Source organism: Kocuria rhizophila (genome assembly GCF_003667225.1).
Classification (GTDB): domain Bacteria; phylum Actinomycetota; class Actinomycetes; order Actinomycetales; family Micrococcaceae; genus Kocuria; species Kocuria rhizophila.
The window spans coordinates 1-3,732 of sequence record NZ_RCOM01000133.1; the positions used below are offsets into that span (position 1 = coordinate 1).

2 protein-coding genes and 1 rRNA gene are annotated in these 3,732 nt (G+C 67.1%); 1 reads left to right on the forward strand and 2 read right to left on the reverse strand.

Annotation, left to right across the window (positions count from 1 at the left end):
* The first annotated feature begins 75 nt into the window (after nucleotides 1-75).
* Nucleotides 76-720 carry a lysophospholipid acyltransferase family protein gene (locus D9R02_RS11440; RefSeq protein ID WP_035885235.1) on the forward strand — a complete coding sequence of 215 codons (645 nt, stop codon included), beginning with the start codon at nucleotides 76-78 and terminating at the stop codon, nucleotides 718-720.
* Nucleotides 721-747: 27 nt separating this feature from the next.
* Here D9R02_RS11440 and D9R02_RS11445 read toward each other — a convergent pair whose 3' ends face one another.
* Both D9R02_RS11445 and rrf read right to left on the reverse strand, forming a co-directional pair.
* Nucleotides 748-2,751 carry an acetoacetate--CoA ligase gene (locus D9R02_RS11445; protein WP_121566945.1) on the reverse strand — a complete coding sequence of 668 codons (2,004 nt, stop codon included), beginning with the start codon at nucleotides 2,749-2,751 and terminating at the stop codon, nucleotides 748-750.
* A 569-nt stretch (nucleotides 2,752-3,320) separates the two neighbouring features.
* Nucleotides 3,321-3,437, reverse strand: a 5S ribosomal RNA gene (gene rrf / locus D9R02_RS11450).
* Nucleotides 3,438-3,732 lie beyond the last annotated feature (295 nt).

A 3,732-nucleotide genomic window follows, 5' to 3' on the forward strand; every position in this document is an offset into this window, starting at 1 on the left:
CTCTCCGTCGTCGGCAGCGTCAGATGTGTATAAGAGGCAGCCGCTGAACTGACCGCGGCCCACTACACCCACCCGGTGCGGCGTCTCGCGCGCAGAGTCGCGCAGACCGTCTTCTTCCGCGGCATGGTGAACCGCACGATCACCCGCACCAACCTGGTGGACCCGGCGGCGTACGGGGTCAAGGGCACGTGCGTGGTGGTCGCCAACCACTCGAGCCACCTGGACGCCCCGCTGGTCATGAGTGGAGTGCCGCACTACATCTCCCGCGACCTGGCCACGGGCGTGGCCGCCGATTACTTTTTCACGGCGTGGCACAAGAAGTTCTTCACCCAGCTCGTGTTCAACGCGTTTCCCGTGGACCGGCGCGGCGAGGGTGCCAATCGAGGTCTGTCCAAGAAGCTGCTCGCGGCGGGCATCCCCCTGCTGATCTTCCCCGAGGGCACCCGCTCGAAGACCGGCAAGATGGCACCGTTCCAGATCGGAGCGGCGTCGCTTGCCCTGTCCACCCAGGTGCCCGTGGTGCCCGTGGCCCTCATCGGCGCGCACGAGGCCATGCCCCGGGGAGCCAACTGGCCGCGCCGCGGTCGTCCGCCCGTGGTCGTGGCCGTGGGCGCACCGCTGCGCGCGCGGAGCAACGAGAACGCCATCGGCTTCAACGAGCGGATCGAAGCCGCCGTGCGGGCGCTGTACGCCGCGAACCGGCACCACATCCGGGACTGACGGCCAGAGCTGGGCCCGCGCCGAACCTCAGGACCCCGGCCGTTGCGAGGTGTGCCGACGCGCCGTCTCGGCATACCAGTCGAGGACGGCCGGATCTTCCACCGTGGCCTGGTTCAGGCTGCTCGGATCCGCGCCCTGGAACAGCTTCTTCACCGGGATTTCCAGCAGCTTGCCCGTGCGTGTGCGCGGCACCGCCGGCGCCTCGATGATCTCGTCCGGCACGTACCGCGGCGAGACCTGCTCGCGGATGGCGGCCACGATGCGCTGCTCCAGATCCTCCGTGAGCCGGGTGCCCGGTTCAGGAACCACGAACAGCGGCATGTAGTAGTCCCCGCCGACCAGTTCGGCACCGATCACCATGGACGCCGCAACGCCCGCCACGCGGTCCACCACGTGGGTGAGATCAGCGGAGCCCATCCGGATGCCTCCGCGGTTGATCGTGGAGTCCGAGCGGCCGTGCACGATGAACGGCCCCTCGGACAGCTGGGTCACCCAGTCCCCCTGACGCCAGACCCCGGGGAACATGTCGAAGTAGGCCTCGCGGTAACGCGAGCCGTCCGGATCGTTCCAGAACGCCACGGGCATGCTCGGCATGGGCGTGGTGATCACCAGCTCCCCCACCTCGTCCCACACACGCTCACCGCGGGAGTTCCAGGACTCGGCGGCCACACCGAGGTACGGCCCCATGATCTCGCCCCGGTACACCGGCTGGTACGGGTTGGTCCCGATGAACGCGCTGGTGACGTCCGTTCCCCCGGAGTCCGAACCCAGCCGCACGGTGGAGGAGATCGACTCGTACACCCAGTCCCACGTGGCCTCCGGCAACGGGGATCCCGTCACCAGGATGGAGCGCAGCGCGGAGAAGTCCAGTCGAACGTTCGGCACCACACCCGCCCTCTGCACCATGGACAGCACCCCTGCGCCGGTGCCGAAGAACGTGGCCCGGTTCCGTGCGGCGAGCTCCAGTGACTTCTCGGGCCCCCCGAACGTGGGTGACCCGTCGTAGGTGATGATGCGGGCGCCGGTCAGGAGGATTCCCACCAGCATGTTCCACACCATCCACGTGGTGGCCACGGCGTAGTAGGCCACGTCATCCGGCCCGAGACCCGCGTGCAGACCGAGTGCCTTGCAGAACTCCAGGACCACTCCCCCGTGGGAGTGGACAATCCCTTTCGGTTTACCCGTGGTCCCCGAGGAGTAGAGGATCCACAGGGGGTGCTCGAAAGGAACCTGCTCGTAGCACGGTTCCGCAGGCTCTCCCAGAATGTTCGACAGGCGCAGGGCGCTGTCAGGCAGCGGTCCCACATCCCCATCCCCCATCTGGTCAACCACAATCAATTGCTCTACCGAGGGCAAGACACCCAGCAGCGCCTCGTAGGACCCCGTCATGTCCCGCACGGTGCCCCCGAACTCGTAGCCGTCCACCACGAACAGCACCTTGGGCTCGATCTGGGCAAACCGGTCTGCCACCCCCGCCGGCCCGAAATCGGTGTTCACCACCGACCACACGGCACCCACGGACGCCGTGGCTAGCAGGGCCACCACGGTCTCCGGGATGTTCGGGAGCACCCCAGCTACGCGATCGCCTCGCTCCACTCCGAGGTCCCGCAGGCGGCTCGCGAGCGAGGCAACTCGGGCTTCCAGATCGGCCCAGGTCCACTCGACCGGACGACGCGTCTCGTGCTCTCCGATGACCGCGACGTCATGTGGCGAGACCCTTGCCCACCGCAGGCTGTTCTCGGCATAGTTCAGCCGGGCCCCGGGAAACCACTCGGCCCCGGGCATGGCATCGGATTTGAGGGCACACTCCCCCGGTGACGACGCCACAATGTCGAAGTGCTCCCACACCGCTCGCCAGAACCCGCCCAGGTCGCTGACGGACCACTCGTGCAGGGACGTGAACTCCGGAAGGCTGAGACCGCGGGATTCCTCGACCCACCGGGCAAAGCCCGCCATCCGTGAATCACGAACCGCCTCCGGCGAAGGCTGCCACAGGAGGGCTCTGCTGTTCTCGCGTTCTCGTGCCGTCATCGGATCAACAGTCCTCTCGCTCACGGTGACCCACCACGTGGGATGGTGCTCGAAACCTACCAGGTGGCGTGGCTCACACCCGGGAGGACCAGAACTTCAGAAGTCCCCACCGCCGGTGGAGCGAAGAGGCGAGCAGCAAGAGAAGCCGTGAGAAGCACCGGGTCGGCTCACTCTGGTGGACACGCGGGCTCTCGAACCACGCAACGACTGTCAGGCGCAGGAGCCCGGCATGGACCGCCAGCGGCACGTGAAGCCACGGCGCACGGTGCAACGCCATGGACCTGAGGAGCGCGGCACGGTGCGCGGCACGTGGGCGGCGGCCCAGCGACCAACCGGTTCGGGGCCGATGCCGAGGGGCGGTAGCGGCCAGAGGCCGGTCGCGGCGTGAGAGTCTGGGGCGAGCCGCGGTGTCCGGGCACGGATCCTGGGCTCGCGGCGATCCGTTGTCGGCCCCGAAGCGTCTGCGCAGTGGCGGCTGGTGGGGGAATGCTTGTTAAATGTGGGGAGGCCCCACCTGGTCCACTCTCCCTGAGTGGTCCTGGTGGGGCCTCGACCCTTTCCTACGTTGATTCCGGCGGTGACTTACTCTCCCACACCCTACCGAGTGCAGTACCATCAGCGCTGTGGGTCTTAGCTACCGGGTTCGGGATGGGACCGGGCGTTTCCCCCACGCTATAACCACCGGAAACCTGTACCCCCCGCCCTATGGTGGGGGAAACCTGGTTTCCCGTCGATATCACGGGAACAATATTCTGTTGCCAACCACACTACCCGAACCACCCTCACCGGAACACGCCCCCGGCCCATGCCGGCCCGGGCTCTCGGGCCCGGGTTGCGTGTCCCCCCGTGGGGTGGGGGTTGTTGGTGGTCAACCACATAGTGAACGCGAACACCACACTTGATGACTGTTTGTGTGTGTATAAGTCTTCGGTGTATTAGTACCAGTCAGCTCCACGCCTTGCAACGCTTCCACACCTGGCC